Source organism: Inquilinus sp. NPDC058860 (assembly GCF_042743185.1).
Taxonomy (GTDB): domain Bacteria; phylum Pseudomonadota; class Alphaproteobacteria; order DSM-16000; family Inquilinaceae; genus Inquilinus.
This window is the reverse complement of the sequence record NZ_JBHYMS010000015.1, coordinates 45,050-60,609: the sequence shown is the minus strand read 5'-3', so window position 1 is coordinate 60,609 and position 15,560 is coordinate 45,050. Positions and strand designations below refer to the sequence as shown.

General features: G+C 69.2%; 19 protein-coding genes. 6 read left to right on the top strand and 13 right to left on the bottom strand.

Features of this window, described 5'->3' with window-relative positions:
* The first annotated feature begins 3 nt into the window (after window positions 1–3).
* The gene (locus ACFW16_RS12875; protein WP_380305438.1) at window positions 4–705 is read left to right on the top strand and encodes a group II intron maturase-specific domain-containing protein; all 702 of its coding nucleotides are present in this window, start codon (window positions 4–6) and stop codon (window positions 703–705) included.
* Between the two features lie 106 nt (window positions 706–811).
* Here the strand turns inward: ACFW16_RS12875 and ACFW16_RS12870 are convergent, their stop codons facing one another.
* The 5 genes from ACFW16_RS12870 to ACFW16_RS12850 all read right to left on the bottom strand — a co-directional run bounded on the left by ACFW16_RS12870 (window position 812) and on the right by ACFW16_RS12850 (window position 5,184).
* Window positions 812–1,099, bottom strand: a complete 288-nt coding sequence (locus ACFW16_RS12870) for a BrnA antitoxin family protein (RefSeq protein WP_380305436.1) — start codon at window positions 1,097–1,099, stop codon at window positions 812–814.
* Entirely contained in the window at window positions 1,080–1,373 is a 294-nt protein-coding gene (locus ACFW16_RS12865) for a BrnT family toxin (RefSeq protein ID WP_380305434.1), read from the bottom strand. Before ACFW16_RS12865 ends, ACFW16_RS12870 begins: the two co-directional genes overlap by 20 nt.
* A 79-nt stretch (window positions 1,374–1,452) precedes the next feature.
* Complete coding sequence (murJ, locus tag ACFW16_RS12860) at window positions 1,453–2,991, bottom strand: murein biosynthesis integral membrane protein MurJ (protein ID WP_380305432.1); 1,539 nt, start codon at window positions 2,989–2,991, stop codon at window positions 1,453–1,455.
* Between the two features lie 158 nt (window positions 2,992–3,149).
* Entirely contained in the window at window positions 3,150–4,049 is a 900-nt protein-coding gene (serB, locus tag ACFW16_RS12855; RefSeq protein WP_380305430.1) for a phosphoserine phosphatase SerB, read from the bottom strand.
* 58 nt (window positions 4,050–4,107) lie between these two features.
* A complete protein-coding gene (locus ACFW16_RS12850; RefSeq protein WP_380305428.1) occupies window positions 4,108–5,184 on the bottom strand; it encodes a putative zinc-binding metallopeptidase in 1,077 nt (358 codons plus the stop codon).
* 122 nt (window positions 5,185–5,306) lie between these two features.
* Here ACFW16_RS12850 and miaA point away from each other — a divergent pair, with 122 nt between their 5' ends.
* From miaA to ilvC, 4 genes are all read left to right on the top strand, one after another.
* Window positions 5,307–6,281, top strand: coding sequence for a tRNA (adenosine(37)-N6)-dimethylallyltransferase MiaA (gene miaA / locus ACFW16_RS12845; protein WP_380305427.1), 975 nt, complete (start codon window positions 5,307–5,309; stop codon window positions 6,279–6,281).
* Window positions 6,282–6,371: 90 nt separating this feature from the next.
* Complete coding sequence (locus tag ACFW16_RS12840; protein ID WP_380305425.1) at window positions 6,372–8,144, top strand: acetolactate synthase 3 large subunit; 1,773 nt, start codon at window positions 6,372–6,374, stop codon at window positions 8,142–8,144.
* Window positions 8,145–8,223: 79 nt separating this feature from the next.
* Window positions 8,224–8,748, top strand: coding sequence for an acetolactate synthase small subunit (ilvN, locus tag ACFW16_RS12835; protein WP_380305423.1), 525 nt, complete (start codon window positions 8,224–8,226; stop codon window positions 8,746–8,748).
* Between the two features lie 88 nt (window positions 8,749–8,836).
* Window positions 8,837–9,856 carry a ketol-acid reductoisomerase gene (gene ilvC / locus ACFW16_RS12830; protein WP_380305421.1) on the top strand — a complete coding sequence of 340 codons (1,020 nt, stop codon included), beginning with the start codon at window positions 8,837–8,839 and terminating at the stop codon, window positions 9,854–9,856.
* Window positions 9,857–9,907: 51 nt separating this feature from the next.
* On the opposite strand, the gene ACFW16_RS12825 is transcribed toward ilvC, so the two are convergent.
* Entirely contained in the window at window positions 9,908–11,278 is a 1,371-nt protein-coding gene (locus ACFW16_RS12825) for an amino acid permease (protein WP_380305419.1), read from the bottom strand.
* A gap of 145 nt (window positions 11,279–11,423) precedes the next feature.
* Here ACFW16_RS12825 and ACFW16_RS12820 point away from each other — a divergent pair, with 145 nt between their 5' ends.
* Window positions 11,424–11,681: a hypothetical protein gene (locus ACFW16_RS12820; RefSeq protein WP_380305417.1), complete on the top strand. Its 258-nt coding sequence runs from the start codon at window positions 11,424–11,426 to the stop codon at window positions 11,679–11,681.
* An 8-nt stretch (window positions 11,682–11,689) separates the two neighbouring features.
* On the opposite strand, the gene ACFW16_RS12815 is transcribed toward ACFW16_RS12820, so the two are convergent.
* From ACFW16_RS12815 to ACFW16_RS12785, 7 genes are all read right to left on the bottom strand, one after another.
* Entirely contained in the window at window positions 11,690–11,908 is a 219-nt protein-coding gene (locus ACFW16_RS12815) for a hypothetical protein (RefSeq protein WP_380305415.1), read from the bottom strand.
* Between the two features lie 253 nt (window positions 11,909–12,161).
* Window positions 12,162–12,437, bottom strand: coding sequence for a hypothetical protein (locus ACFW16_RS12810; RefSeq protein ID WP_380305414.1), 276 nt, complete (start codon window positions 12,435–12,437; stop codon window positions 12,162–12,164).
* 17 nt (window positions 12,438–12,454) lie between these two features.
* On the bottom strand, window positions 12,455–12,724 hold the full coding sequence (locus tag ACFW16_RS12805; protein ID WP_380305412.1) for a hypothetical protein: 270 nt from the start codon (window positions 12,722–12,724) through the stop codon (window positions 12,455–12,457).
* 13 nt (window positions 12,725–12,737) lie between these two features.
* The gene (locus ACFW16_RS12800; RefSeq protein ID WP_380305410.1) at window positions 12,738–13,403 is read right to left on the bottom strand and encodes a DedA family protein; all 666 of its coding nucleotides are present in this window, start codon (window positions 13,401–13,403) and stop codon (window positions 12,738–12,740) included.
* 72 nt (window positions 13,404–13,475) lie between these two features.
* Window positions 13,476–14,048, bottom strand: a complete 573-nt coding sequence (locus ACFW16_RS12795; RefSeq protein ID WP_380305408.1) for a DUF2076 domain-containing protein — start codon at window positions 14,046–14,048, stop codon at window positions 13,476–13,478.
* 4 nt (window positions 14,049–14,052) lie between these two features.
* Complete coding sequence (locus tag ACFW16_RS12790) at window positions 14,053–14,775, bottom strand: Bax inhibitor-1/YccA family protein (RefSeq protein ID WP_380305407.1); 723 nt, start codon at window positions 14,773–14,775, stop codon at window positions 14,053–14,055.
* 25 nt (window positions 14,776–14,800) lie between these two features.
* The gene (locus tag ACFW16_RS12785; RefSeq protein ID WP_380305406.1) at window positions 14,801–15,556 is read right to left on the bottom strand and encodes an anti-sigma factor family protein; all 756 of its coding nucleotides are present in this window, start codon (window positions 15,554–15,556) and stop codon (window positions 14,801–14,803) included.
* Between the last annotated feature and the right edge of the window lie 4 nt (window positions 15,557–15,560).

Here is a 15,560-nt window from a genome sequence, read left to right as displayed (position 1 = left end):
CCGATGGAAAAAAGGCGCCGTCCGCGGACGGCGCCTTTTTGTTACCTGCTCGACGACCTCGACAAGGAACTGGAACGGCGGGGCCACGCCTTCTGCCGGTACGCCGACGACTGCAACATCTATGTGCGGACGCGGCAAGCCGGCGAGCGGGTGATGGCCTCGATCACCCGGTTCCTGAACGAGGGGCCGCGGCTGGCGGTCAACAGGGCCAAGAGCGCCGTGGACCGTCCCTGGAACCGCGCCTTCCTGGGCTTCGCCATGACCGCCCACCAGACGCCGCGCCTGCGCGCGGCGCCGACGAGCGTGGCGCGGCTCAAGGCCAAGCTCCGGACACTGTGGCGCCAGGGGCGGGGCCGCAGCCTCGGCCGCACCATCGAAGACCTCGCCCCGGTGCTCACCGGCTGGATCGCCTACTTCCGGCTGGCCGAGGCCAAGGGCATCTTCGAGGACCTGGACGGCTGGCTCCGACGGCGCCTGCGCTGCCTGGTCTGGCGCCAGTGGAAGCGGCCGAGGACACGAGCAATGCACCTGATACGTCGGGGGCTCGACGAGGCGCGGGCATGGCTGTCCGCTTACAACGGACGCGGCCCCTGGTGGAACGCCGGGGCCAGCCACATGCACAACGCCTTCCGGGCCAGCTTCTTCCAGTCTCTCGGGCTGGTCAGCCTCCTCGACCGCCACCGTCGCCTCAACCGCGCTGCATGAACCGCCGTGTACGGAACCGTACGCACGGTGGTGTGGGAGGAGGGGCTCCGCAAGGACCCCTCCTACCCGATGGATCAGCAGCGGAAGCCGCGACCCGGCCTATGTTTTACGAAACGGGTTCCTTGCGGTGCTTTTCGACGTATTCGCGCAAGGCCTCGTTGATCCGGGTCTGATAGCCTTCGCCGTCCTCCTTGAACCAGGCGATCAGATCTGCGTCCAACCGCAGCGAGAGCAGTTTTTTGACGGGACGATAGAACTTGCCGCGCTGGGCGCCGGTCCAGTCGATCACGGGTGGCGCGTCGGTCGTGTCGATCGTGCTGTCGGGCATGGCTTCCAGCGCCGCAAGCTCGTCCTTCTGTGTCTTTGTCAGCGGATCAGAATTGCCCTTCCTCATAGGCTTTCCTTTCGCGGGGCTCGGCCCGTCGGGCGCTGATGATGCGCCCTATCGGGTCGGGATTTAGCTCGTCGCCGCCCGTGTGGACGACGAACAGGAGGACCGAACTGTTGCTGCTGGGCATCCCGATGGTCCGCCAGCGCTCCTCATGCGGATGAGGATCGGGCAGCGTGAGAGCGTAAGGATCGCCGAACACGCGGGACGCCAAATCGAAGGAAACGCCGTGCTTTCTCAGGTTCTGCGCCGCTTTGGCAGGATCCCAGGTCCAGCGCAACACCGGCCTCCTGTAGCTGCAAAAATGTAGCTACAGGAGTTTGTTTTGTCAAGTTCGTGACATGTTCGGCTACGGCGCATCACCCCCGCCGGCGCAGCCGCCGCAGGTCCTCGCGCCGCAGGGCGCCGAGGCCGAACAGGGCGGCGAGGTAGACCAGGCCGGCCACCGCCAGCACGCCCAGCACGGTGGCGACCGCCAGCAGGTCGGAGCGTCCGGCCAGGGCCGGCGCGGCCAGCACCAGCAGGCCCCACAGCGCCGCCGCCATCACCGCTCCGGCCAGCACCATCCGCGGCAGCCGCCGCCGGGACGCGGCATCGAGGCTGAACTGGCCGCGCCGGTGCAGCACCCAGGCCAGCAGCACGATGTTCAGCCACACCCCGGCCGAGGTGCCGACGGCGAGGCCGACCTGGGACAGCGAGTCCATCAGCGCGATCTTCAGCCCGACATTCAGCGCCACCGTGGCGACCGCGATCTTGACCGGCGTCGCCGTGTCGCCGCGGGCGTAGAAGCCGGGCAGCAGGCAGCGCACCAGCACCACGGCCGGCAGGCCGAAGGCGTAGGCGGTCAGGGTCAGGGCCGATTGATGGCTGTCGATGGCGGTGAAGCGGCCGCGCTCGAACATCGCCGCCAGGATCGGCTCCGCTGCCACCAGGAAGGCAATGGCGAAGGGCAGGGTGAGGGCGAGGGTCAGCTCGATCGCCCGGTTCTGGCTGGCCAGCGCGCCCTCGTGGTCGTCGGCGGCCAGGCGGCGCGTCACCTCGGGCAGCAGCACGGTGCCGACGGCGATGCCGATGACGCCGAGCGGCAGCTGGTTCAGCCGGTCGGCATAGTTCAGGTAGGACTGTGCGCCGGTCGGCAGCGCCTGGGCGATGATGGTGTCGGCGAAGACGCTGATCTGGGCCATGCCGGCGCCCAGAGTCGCCGGCCCCAGCGCCCGGAAGAAGCGGCGCACGCCGGGCGACAGGCGAGGGCGGACAAGGCGCAGCGAGACGCCGGCCCGCCGCATGTCCCATTCCAGGTACAGGAACTGGGCGATGCCGGACAGGAACACGCCCCAGGCCAGGGCATGGCCGGCGGTCGGCAGGAACGGCGTCAGCCCCAGCACCGCGCCGATCATGAACAGGTTCAGGAGGATCGGCGCGGCCGCGGCGGCGCCGAACCGGCCGAGCCCGTTCAGCACGCCGCCCTGCAGCGACACCAGCGACATGAACAGCAGGTAGGGGAAGGTGATCCGGGTCAGCTCGACCTTCAGGTCGGTCTGCGCCGCCGCGGCGCTGCCCGGCTCCATCAACTGGATCAGCCAGGGCATGGCGGCCAGGGCCGCGACCAGAACGACCAGCAGCACGGCCAGGAGGATCGCCTGCACCTGCTCCGCCAGCGCCAGCGCCTCGGCCTTGCCGTCGCGCTGCAGCGTGGTGGTGAAGGCCGGCAGGAAGGCGACGTTGAAGGCGCCCTCGGCGAACAGCGACCGGAAGTGGTTCGGCAGCCGGTTGGCCAGGAAGAAGGCGTCGGCCACCGGCCCGGCCCCCAGCACCGCGGCGATGATCTGGTCGCGGACCAGGCCGAGGACGCGGCTGGCGAGCGTCAGCCCGCCGACGGAGGCGATCTTGCGGTACACGCCTAGGCCGCTTTCAGCATGAGCTGAATCACAACTTGTCATTGCCGGGCTTGACCCGGCAATCCAGAGGATGTCGACAGCTTCTGGATGCCCGGGTCAAGCCCGGGCATGACAGTAAAAGGATGGAGCTCATCTGGAGCATTTATCCTTGATGTCGCCTAGGCCGCCACGAACTCCGCCGCGCGGTAGCCCTGCAGGTACAAGAGGGCGGTCAGGTCGCCATGCGCGATCGACACCGGCACCGACTCCCGCACCAGCGGCTTGGCCCGGAAGCCGACGCCCAGTCCGGCGGCCTGCAGCATCGGGATGTCGTTGGCGCCGTCGCCGACGGTGATGGTGTCGGCGAGGCTCAGGCCGCGCTCCGCCGCCATCTCCTCGAGGAAGCTGCGCTTGGCGTCCTTGCCCAGGATCGGCTCGCGCACCCGGCCGGTCAGGCGGCCATCGGCCTCGATCAGGTGGTTGCCTTCCGACCGGTCGAAGCCGACCGCCGCGGCCACCGGCCGGGTGAAGGCGTCGAAGCCGCCGGAGACGAGGGCGCAGTAGGCGCCGTTCGCCCGCATCGTCGCCACCAGGGTGCGGCCGCCGGGGGTGTAGCGCAGATCGGCCAGGGCGCGATCGATGATCGACCGCGGCTGGCCTTCCAGCAAAGCGACGCGCTCGACCACCGCCTCGCGGAAATTGATCTCGCCGCGCATCGCCCGTTCGGTGATCGGCACCACCCGGTCGGCGACGCCGGCCAGGGCGGCCAGCTCGTCCAGCGTCTCGGCCTCGACGATGGTGGCGTCCATGTCGGCGACCAGCAGCCGCTTGCGGCGACCCTGGGCCGGCACGACGTTGGCGTCGACCGGCTGCCCGGCCAGCGACAGCCGCGCCGCCGCCTGCGCCGCCCTGGCATCGGCCGCGGCGAAGGCGATGTCGCAGGCGATGCCCGGGGCCAGCCAGTCGACCGCCCCCGGCGTGCCGCCCGCGATCGCCAGCGCATTGCGCACATGACGGGTCAGGGCATCGTCGAGGGCCGGCTGGTCCGGAGCGGTGGTGAGGGTGAGGACGAGATCCATGACGCGGCGCATCTCCCAGGACAGGCGACCGTCTATGCCGCAGCGCCGCCGTCCCTGTCTATGCGCGCTTTGACAGGCTTGGCCCGGATCGATGGATCAGCCCGTGGATATAACCCATCTTCTCGACCACGCGGGGGGCGATGACGAAGGGGTAGAGATCCGGCTGGCCCATCGAGCGGTTCAGGCAGTTGACCGCATAGGTCAGCGGCAGCCAGGCATCGATCAGCGTCTGCACGCTGCGCACGCGATGCGGATCGAACCGGATCTTGGTCTCGAGCGACGGGTCGTCGGTGATGCCGGGATCGACCGCGATGCCGAAGGCGCCGGCGATCTCCAGCGTATCGACGATGTGCAGGTAGTGCGCCCAGGTCTCGGCCCAGTCCTCCCAGGGATGCATCGTGGCATAGGCGCTGACGAAGCCCTGCTGCCAGCCGGCCGGGGCACCCTGCTCGTAATGCGTCCGGAGCGCTGCCCCGTAATCCGCCTGCTCGTCGCCGAACAGGGCGCGGAAGCTGTCCAGCTCTCCGCCGTCGCGGACCAACCTGTCCCAGTAGTAGTGGCCGACCTCATGGCGGAAATGGCCGAGCAGCGTGCGGTAGGGCTCTCCCATCGCGTCGCGCGTGGCTTCGCGCGCGGCGTCGTCCGCCTCCTTCAGCGACAGGGTGATCAGGCCGTTGTCATGGCCGGTCATCACCCTCGGCCCGCCGGCGATGGGATCGGCCAGGAAGTCGAACATCAGCGGTTCGGGGTCGCCGCTGGCCGCCGTCGGAATCGGCAGGGACAGCTTGATCAGGGAATAGAACAGCCGCCGCTTGGCCTGTTCGATCTTCTGCCAGCGGCGATGGTTGTCCGGGTCCGAAAGGTCTGGGATGGTCCGGTTGTGCCGACAGGCGATGCAGAGGGCGTCGTCTCCGTCCGCGGGCACCATCCAGTTGCAGGCGTGCTGTTCCCAATTGGCGCAGAAGCGGTAGCGCGGCCGCGGATCGGCCAGGGCGATCCAGGCCGGCCCGTCCGGCTCCACGGCGCTCAACGTCCCGAGATCCGGCAGAAAGCCGAGCGTCCGTCCGCACCTCTCGCAGACCGCGTTCTCGAAGTAGAGAACCTGATGGCAATGCTGGCATTTGAACAGTCGCATCGCGTCTCCTGTCGAGGCTTCCGGCCCGTCGGCCGTGCGAGACATATGGGGTCGCGGGCGATATTGTCCCGCGCGTTGCGCCAAGGGCCCGGCGGCCCATCGGCGCCGGGTCGAGGTGAAGGATGACCACGGTTGTGCATGCGTCGGATACCCCTGCCGTCATCGCCATCGGCGGGCCGACGGCCAGCGGCAAGTCGGCGCTGGCGCTGGACCTGGCGGAGGCGCTGGACGGCGTGGTGATCAACGCCGACAGCATGCAGGTCTATGCCGAGCTGTCGATCCTCACCGCCCGGCCCGACCCGGCCGACCTGGCGCGGGCGCCGCACCGGCTGTACGGCGTGCTGCCGGCGGCGACGCGCTGCTCCGCCGCCGCCTGGTGCGACATGGCGCTGGCCGAGATCGGGCTGGCGCAGAAGGCCGGCAGGCGGCCGATCGTGGTCGGCGGCACCGGCCTCTATCTGCGCGCCCTGACCGAGGGGCTGAGCCCGATCCCGCCGGTGCCGGAGGAGATTCGCCGTGCCACGGTCGAGCTGCACGAGACCCTGGGCGGCGAGGCCTTCCATGCCGAGCTGATGCGCTGGGACCCGAAGATGGCGCAGCGCCTGGCCCCCGGCGACAGCCAGCGGCTGATCCGGGCCTGGGAGGTGATGGTGGCGACCAACCGCTCGCTGGCCGACTGGCAGCTTGAGGCCGGGTCCGGCCCGCCGCCCGGCATGGCGTTCGACTGGATCGTCCTGGCGCCGCCGCGCGAGGCGCTCTACGCCGCCTGCGACGGCCGGTTCCGCGCCATGGTCGCCGCCGGCGCCCTCGACGAGGTCAAGGCGCTGCTGGCGCTGGAGCTGGACCCGGAGCTGCCGGCGATGAAGGCGGTCGGGGTGCCGGAGCTGGCGGCTCATCTGCGCGGCGAGATCGACCTGGAAACCGCGATCGCCCGGGCGCAGCAGGCGACGCGCAACCTGGCCAAGCGCCAGACCACCTGGTTCCGGCACCAGCTGCCGACCGAGAACGCAAGGGTGCAACGCAGCCATGTCGCTAGTGCGCAATATTCGGAAAAAATTGCAGCTGAAACTTTGCGCTTTCTTCGCATTTTCGGTTGACCTGCCGGAATCCGCCGTCTAGCTTGCCGACCCTCGTTGATCCCCAACGTTGAACGCGTGGCCCGGAGGGGGCCGCATTTAGAGGTTACGATGTCGACAGAAACGCTGACCGGAGCCGAAATCGTCCTGCGTGCCCTTCGGGACCAGGGCGTAGAGGTTATCTTCGGGTATCCGGGCGGTGCTGTCCTTCCGATCTACGACGCGATCTTCAAGCAGAACGCGATCCGCCACATCCTGGTCCGGCACGAACAGGCGGCGGTGCACGCAGCGGAAGGCTATGCCCGCTCGACCGGCAAGGTCGGCGTCGTCCTCGTAACCTCCGGCCCGGGCGCGACCAATGCGGTCACCGGCCTGACCGACGCGCTGATGGATTCGATCCCCATCGTCTGCCTGACCGGGCAGGTGCCGACCCATCTGATCGGCAACGACGCGTTTCAGGAGGCCGACACCACCGGCATCACCCGGCCCTGCACCAAGCACAACTACCTGGTGAAGGACGCCAACGCCGTCGCCCGCACGCTGCACGAGGCGTTCTACGTCGCCCGCAGCGGCCGGCCCGGCCCGGTGGTGGTCGATCTGCCGAAGGACGTGCAGTTCGCCGACGGCGTCTACACCCCGCCCGAGCATGTCGAGCATCGCACCTACCGGCCGCGGACCGAGCCCGACCCGGCGCTGATCGAGCAGGCGGTCGAGCTGATGGCCAAGGCCGAGCGGCCGATCCTGTATACCGGCGGCGGCATCATCAACTCCGGCCCGGACGCGTCGGCGGCGCTGCGCGAGCTGGTGGAACTGACCGGCTTCCCCTGCACCTCGACCCTGCTCGGCCTCGGCGCCCTGCCGGCCTCCGACCCGCGGTTCCTGGGCATGGTCGGCATGCACGGCACCTACGAGGCCAACCTGGCGATGCACGGCTCCGACCTGATGGTCGCGCTGGGCTCGCGCTTCGACGACCGGGTGACCGGCAAGATCAGCGCCTTCTCGCCGGGGTCGACCAAGATCCATGTCGACATCGACCCGTCCTCGATCAACAAGAACGTCCATGTCGACCTGCCCATCGTCGGCGACGTCGGCAAGGTGATCCGGGCGATGATCGAGGTCTGGAAGCGCCGCGGCTACAAGCCGCGCGACAAGGCGATCGCCGGCTGGTGGCACCAGATCAAGCAGTGGCAGGCCCGCAACTGCCTGCAGTTCAGCCAGGACCGGTCGCATGATGCGGTGATCAAGCCGCAATACGCGATCAAGCGCCTGGCCGAGCTGACCGCCGACCGTGACGACGTCTACATCACCACCGAGGTCGGCCAGCACCAGATGTGGGCGGCGCAGCTGATCCCGTTCCAGAAGCCGAACCGCTGGATGACTTCGGGCGGGCTCGGCACCATGGGCTACGGCCTGCCGGCCGCGGTCGGGGTGCAGATCGCGCATCCCGAGGCGCTGGTGGTCGACGTCGGCGGCGAGGCCTCGACGCTGATGAACATCCAGGAATTGTCGACCATCGCCCAGTACCGGCTGCCGGTGAAGATCTTCATCGTCAACAACTTCTGGATGGGCATGGTGCGGCAGTGGCAGGAGCTGCTGCACGGCGAGCGCTATTCCGAGAGCTACTCCGAGGCGCTGCCCGACTTCGTCAAGCTGGCCGAGGCCTTCGGCCTGACCGGGCTGCGCGCCACCTGCATGGGCGAGGCCGACGACGTGATCCGCGAGATGCTGCGGATCAAGGGACCGGTGGTCGTGGACATGCAGGTCTCCAAGATGGAGAACTGCTTCCCGATGATCCCGGGCGGGGCTGCCCATAACGAGATCCTGCTGGGGCCGGCCGACCAGGCCGCCAAGCCGACCTCGGAGGAGGGGATGGTGCTCGTATAAGGCGCGGACGACGCCCTTCGCCGCGGCCACCCGACAAGAGGGTGGCCGCGACTCTCGTCTCGTGACCTTCGGATCTCCCATGACCCCGCAGACCCAGATCGAAACCCATACCATCGCCGTGCTGGTGGACAACGAGCCGGGCGCGCTGGCCCGCGTCATCGGCCTGTTCTCCGGCCGCGGCTACAACATCGAAAGCCTGACCGTGGCCGAGGTCGACACGGCGCGGAACCTGTCCCGCATCACCGTCGTCACCTCCGGCACGCCGATGATCATCGAGCAGATCAAGGCCCAGCTGGACCGGCTGGTGCTGGTGCACAGCGTGCACGACCTGACCCTGGACGGCCCGGCCGTGGAGCGCGAGCTGGCCCTGGTCAAGGTCCGCGGCGCCGGCGACAAGCGCATCGAGAGCCTGCGCATCGCCGACGTGTTCCGGGCCCGCGCCGTGGATTCGACGACCGAGAGCTTCGTCTTCGAGGTCACCGGATCGTCCCAGAAGATCAACGCCTTCATCCAGCTGATGGTCCCACTCGGGCTGGTCGATGTCAGCCGGACCGGCGTCGTCGCCATCGCCCGGGGGCCCGAAGGGCTCCTGACCGCCGTCTGAACCATTGCTGCCGGTTGCCTATGGCCGGCAGTTCCCGTCATCGTTGAGAAAGGCCGGGCCGCCCGGCCCCGTGTGAGAGGACAGAGCTATGCGCGTTTATTACGACCGCGACGCGGATGTGAACCTGATCAAGTCGAAGAAAGTGGTGATCGTCGGCTATGGCAGCCAGGGCCACGCCCATGCCGCCAATCTGCGCGACAGCGGCGTCAAGGATGTGCGCATCGCCCTGCGCCCCGAGAGCCCGACCGTGCAGAAGGCCGAGGCCGCCGGCTTCACCGTGATGTCGCCGGCCGAGGCCGCGGCCTGGGGCGACGTGCTGATGATGTGCACGCCGGACGAGCTGCAGGCCGACATCTACGCCCGCGACTTGGCGCCGAACATGAAGGAAGGTGCCGCCATCGCCTTCGCCCACGGCCTGAACGTGCACTTCAACCTGATCGTGCCGCGCAAGGACCTGGACGTGTTCATGGTGGCGCCGAAGGGCCCCGGCCACACCGTGCGTTCGGAGTACCAGAAGGGCGGCGGCGTGCCCTGTCTGATCGCGGTCGACCAGAACGCGACCGGCGCCGCCCTCGACATCGGCCTGTCCTACGCCTCGGCGATCGGCGGCGGCCGCGCCGGCATCATCGAGACCACCTTCAAGGAAGAGTGCGAGACCGACCTGTTCGGCGAGCAGGTGGTGCTGTGCGGCGGCCTGACCGCGCTGATCATGGCCGGCTACGAGACCCTGGTCGAGGCCGGCTACGCGCCGGAGATGGCCTATTTCGAGTGCCTGCACGAGGTCAAGCTGATCGTCGACCTGATGTATGAGGGCGGCATCGCCAACATGCGCTACTCGATCTCCAACACCGCGGAATACGGCGACTACGTCACCGGCCCGCGGATCATCACCGATGAGACCAAGAAGGAGATGAAGCGGGTGCTGGAGGACATCCAGTCCGGCCGCTTCACCCGCGACTGGATGCTCGAGAACAAGGTCGGCCAGGCCAGCTTCAAGGCCACCCGCCGCCGCCAGGCCGAGCACGACATCGAGAAGGTCGGCGAGAAGCTGCGTGCGATGATGCCGTGGATCGCCAAGAACAAGCTGGTCGACAAGGCCAAGAACTGATCCGGACCTCGGTCCGGAGACGGAAAGGGCCCCGTGAGGGGCCCTTTTCTTTTACTCAGCCGGCGCCGCGACGCCCTTGCCGAACACAGCCCGCCGCAGCCCCCAGGCGGTGACCACCACGGCGGCCGAGGCCAGGCTGAGCAGGATCTGCGACCGGGTGTCGGGCTGGAACCACATCGCCACCAGCACCGCCGCCATGCCGGCGATGGTGAGCAGGGTGAGCACCGGGTAGAGCCACATCTTCACCCGCAGCCGCTGCGGCGGCGTGCGCGGGCGCAGCACCAGCTGCGACACGGCGATCATCAGATAGACGAACAGGATGACGGCGCCGGAGGAGTTCAGCAGGAACAGGAACACCGTGTCCGGCGAGACATAGGCGGCGACGACCGAGAGGTAGCCGATCAGCGTCGAGGCCAGGATCGCCCAGGCCGGAACGCCGCCCTTGGTGGTGCGGGTGAGGGCGGCCGGCGCCTCGCGCCGCCCGGCCAGCACGAACAGCATGCGCGAGGCGGTGTAGAGGCCGGAGTTCAGGCAGGACAGCACCGCGGTCAGCACCACGGCGTTCATCAGGTCCGCGGCCCAGGGGATGCCCATCCGCCCGAAGGCGACGACGAAGGGCGATTCCTTCGGCGCCAGGCTGTCCCAGGGCAGGATCACGGTCAGCAGGAACACCGAGCCGATGTAGAAGATCAGGATGCGAACGACGACGGAGCGGGTGGCGCGCACCACCGCGCGCTCCGGGTCCTTGGCCTCGGCCGCGGCGATGGTGGCGATCTCGGCCCCCACCATCGAGAACACCACGACGACGATGCCGGAGAAGATCGCCCCGACCCCGTTCGGCAGGAATCCCGCCGCCGGCGTCAGGTTGGAGAAGTCCATGGCATGGCCGGGCCACAGGCCGAAGACATAGGCGGTGCCGAGCAGCAGGAAGACCACGATGGTCGCCACCTTGATGCCGGCGAACCAGTATTCGAACTCGCCGAAGGAGCGGACGGAGTAGAGATTGGTCGCGGTCATCAAGAGCAGCAGGCCCAGCGACGCCGCCCACAGCGGCACGTCGGGCAGCCATTTCTGCAGCAGGCCGGCGCCGGCCACCGCCTCGAACCCGACCACGATCACCCAGAAATACCAGTACAGCCAGGCCACGGTGAAGCCGGCCCAGTCGCCCAGCGCCAGCCGGGCGTAGTCGGAGAAGGAGCCGGTGGAGGGGTTGGCCGCCGCCATCTCGCCCAGCATGCGCATCACCATGATGATCAGCACGCCGGTGACGGCATAGGTCAGGAAGGCGCCCGGCCCGACCGTGCCGATGATGGAGCTGGAGCCGACGAACAGCCCGGCGCCGATGACGCCGCCGATCGCGATCATGCTGAGATGGCGCTGCTGCAGGCCCTGGTGGAGCCCGCCTTCCGGTCCTGCGGCCATGGTTGATCTTCTTCTTGTGGATCCGATGCGCGCCCTCCTAGCCTGATTTCCCTCGCGGCACACGCGAATTTGTCGGGAATGAGGCATTTCGGCCCGTATGCGACATCGTTTATAGGATTTCCGCCCGTGCTCCTGGGAGACGACGATGCCGAACACTAGCGACGAGGACGTAGCCCATCTCGCCCGGCTGGTCGGGCTGGCGAAGTCCGATCCGGACAACATCCGCCTGCTGTCGCCGCGCGACGCCTGCGCGGTGGCGCTGCTGCTGAACCGGCTCGACCTGCTGCCGGAGCCGCAGCGCCATCCGCTGGCGGCGCTGGAGCTGCTGGGCCCGGCCGGGCGGGAGATGGTGCTCGACCTCTACCACCGCCGCGCCGGCAGCGACGCCTCGCAGGACGCGTAGGCGGCGGCTCAGCCGGGGGCAGAGGCGGACGGCGCCAGCAGCAGGATGGCGCCGACGACGATCAGCGCCAGCCCGGGCCAGTTCGCCTTCAGCCCGAAGCCACGCAGGCTGAAGGACCGCTTCTCGCGGTTGAACCGGCCGATCCAGATGGCCTGGAAGGCCGAATAGACCAGCCCGGCGATGACCATGAGCGCGCCGATCAGGGGCAGTAGAGCAGTCGACGGCATGTGGCCTCCAACGGCGACCCGCCTGGCGGGAAGGGGAGCGGTGTCGGACGGATCGACCACAGAGCAACGGCACCGGGCCTGCCGGGGTTCCGGGCCGCGGTCGCAAGCGCCTGCGGCCTCTCCCGCGGCGCGGGAAAGGCGAAACGATCCGGATTTCGTAGGTTGGGTTCGCGGCAGCGAACCCAACAGAATCGGGGAGCCGCGATGGCGGCGGCATGTTGGGTTCGCGAAGGCGCGAACCCAACCTACGGAGCTATCCTGTATCCGGGGATTTGGGCCTGCGGCCGGCGACGCCGGCCAGGGGAGGCTCGGGCGCATCCTCGGGATCGCCCTCGCCGTCCTGCGGCGGTATGAAGCCGTAATGCTCCATGGCCTCGTCGGCCATCTCGAGCCAGCGCTCCACCTGCGGTGGGAAGCCCCGGCGCCGGCACAATGCGGCCACCGCGACCTCCGGCCGGCTGGCTTCGATCAGCTCGACCACCTCCGGCCGCTCGACCCGCTCGCAGACCTCGGCGGCACCGCCCTGCACCCGGACGGCCCGCCGTCTCAGCCGGCGCGGAACAGGCCCAGGCGCTGCAGCAGCCGGCCGATGACGTGGCCCAGCCGCTCGGCGAAGCTGGCGGGGCGGGGGGCCTGGCGCACCGGCTCCGCCGCCTGCGGGCGATGACCGGGCGTCTCCGAATCCTCGCCGGCGAAAGCGGCGCGCGCCTGCTCCAGCAGCACCGGGATCGACCGTGCCTGGCGCAGCAGCATCGGCAGGAACAGGAGCGCGACGACCGCGCCGATGATCAGGAGCTTCACACCGCTCAGGCCCATGACGGCTGCCTCCTCAGGCCTGCTCGCCGGCGGCCCGGTTCCGGCGGACACGGACCGGAACGGCGCGGCGGGACGCAAACTTGGCGAAGACCGCCAGGGTCAGGGCGCCGGCCAGCAGCGGGCCGCCGGTCATGACGATCCATTCGGTCTCGCCGATGCCCTCCAGCTCGCCCACCCCCTGGGCCACCAGCCAGCCGGGCGCCAGCATGGCCGGGACCCAGACGATGGCCGACAGCACATTGGCGATCTGGAAGCGGGAATGCCGCATGCGCATGATCCCGGCGATCAGCGGCACCACGGCGCGCAGCGGCCCCAGGAAGCGGCCGAGGAAGATCGAGGCGGTGCCCCAGCGGCGGAAGAACAGCCGGCCGCGGGCGATCATCGCGCGGTCGCGCGAGAACGGCCAGACGTTGCGGGCGTTCGGCCCCAGCTTCTGCCCCAGCCAGTAGGAGACGGCGTCGCCCATCACGGCGCCGGCGATCGACCACAGGATCACCGGGACGGGGTGCAGCAGGCCGCCGCCGACCAGGGCGCCGGTGGCCAGCATCAGCGCGGTGCAGGGGACGAACAGGCCGACCACGGCCATGGATTCACCGAAGGCCAGCAGGAACAGGATCGGTCCCGCCCAGGCCTGGTTGTCGGCGATGAACTGCGTGACCTGGGCAACAAAACTTTCCACGATATGTCCCGATCGGCTCACGTCAAAAAAAGGGGAGGCCGGAGGCATGACGCCGCCGGCCCCAGCTTACTCTCAGAACTCCTCGCCGCCCATATCGAACCCGGCGTCGGGCGCCAGGTCGCCGGCGGTATCCTCCGCCGCCTGGCCGAGGTCCCCGGCCGCCTGCGCTACGTCGGGGGTGAAGGCGTTCATCAGCAGGTTGCCGAGGACGACGCCGCCGGCCACGCCCATGGCGGTCTGCATCGCACCCGCCATGAAGCCGCCACCGCCGCCGGGCCGGCCGTAGCCCTGCGGGGCGCCATAGCCTGGTTGTGCGCCATAGCCGGGCTGGGCCTGCTGCCGCCCCCAGGGCGAGGCGCCCGGCTGCGGCCGCTGCTGGCCGCCGCCGAACAGCCCGGCCAGGAAGCCGCCGGCCGCAGGCTGGGCGGCGCGCCGCTCCAGCTCGTTGATCTGGGCCTGGGCGGCGGCCAGCGCCTGCTCCTGCACCAGGATGACCTGGGCCATGTAGTAGGCGGCGGCCGGCTGCTCGGCGAGGCGGCGCCGGATCAGCTCCTCGGCGCCGGCGTCGCGCGGGCCGCCGTCGCGCTCGGCCCGCGCCAGCTTCACGAACAGGTCGTCGATGGCCTGCTTCTCGTTATCGTACACGCTGCTACTCCTCACGCGTCACGCCGGTCAGCTGCAGCAGCAGCTGGAACATGTTGATGAAGTTCAGGTACAGAGACAGCGCGCCCATCACCGCCATCTTGTTCAGGCTCTCGCTGTCGTAGTGCTCGGCGTATTCCGACTTGATCCGCTGGGTGTCCCAGGCGGTCAGGCCGGTGAAGATCAGCACGCCGGCGACCGAGACGATGAACTGCAGCGCGGTCGAGCCGAGGAAGATGTTGACGATGCTGGCGATGATGATGCCGACCAGGCCCATCATCAGGAACGAGCCGAAGCGCGACAGGTCCGCCTTGGTGGTGTAGCCGTACAGGCTCATCGCGCCGAACATGACCGCGGTGATCATGAAGGTGCGGGCGATGCTGGTCCCGGTGAAGACCAGGAAGATCGACGCCATCGACAGGCCCATGGCGCCGCAGAACGCCCAGAACACCAGCTGCGCCGTGGAGGCGGAGACGGCGTGGATGCGGAACGAGAGGAAGAACACGAAGGCCAGCGGCGCCAGCATCACCACCCATTTCAGCGGGCTGGTGAAGATCGGGATGTAGATCGCCGGGGTGCTGGCGACCAGGAAGGCGACGAGGCCGGTCAGGAGCAGGCCCAGGCCCATGTAGTTGTAGACGCGCAGCATGTGCTGGCGCAGGCCGGCATCGAGCTCGGCGGCCGAGGCGCGTGCCGCCGTCCCCTGCCATTCGTATTGCTGCATGTTCATGGTGTCGTTCTCTCCTTGGGGCAATTCAGTAGAGGGTGTCGGCCAAGCCGTTGGCGGCGACCAGCAGGTCCTCCGCCTTCGCCTCGGCGCAGAGCGCGTAGACGGAGGGGCCGACCTGCCAGTAGGCGACGGTGACGTCCTGCGCCCGTTGCGCTTGCGGCGCCTGCACGTCGAAGCCGTCGGTGGCGGCGGCGAACAGCGTCACCAGCCCGAACCGGTCGGTGTCGATCGTCGCCTCGAAGCCGGAGCCGCCGTCCCAGGGCACCACCTCGATCGACCGGATCGACCAGCCCTGGGGCAGGTCGGGCAGGGTGATCGGCGCCTTGGCCAGGTCCTCCGGCTTCAGCCCGCCCTTGGGCTCGGCCGGGTCGACCAGGTGGCGGTACAGCACGGTGCGGTAGGCGTCGCCGGCCTCGTCGGCATAGGCCGGGATGGTGGCCGAGGCGCTGTCGATCCGGGTGACGCCCAGGATCGACTGGGCGCCCCAGCCGATGCCGATCAGCAGCACCACCGCGGCCACCCGGCGCAGGCGGCCGGCCAGCCGGCGCCAGCGCACGGCGCGGCCGAGCAGCCGGGCGTTCTCGTAGCTGGCGACGCGGATGCCGGCATCCTCCGCGAAGGCCAGGCGCAGCACGTCGCGCAGGCGCAGATCGGCCATCACCTGGGCGGCGAGGGCGGGATTCGCCTCGAGATGGGCCTCGACCTGGATCCGTCGCGGCAGGTCGAGCTCGCCGTCGATATAGGCCTGGATCTCGGCTTCGGTCGGAATGGTCTGGATCATGGGC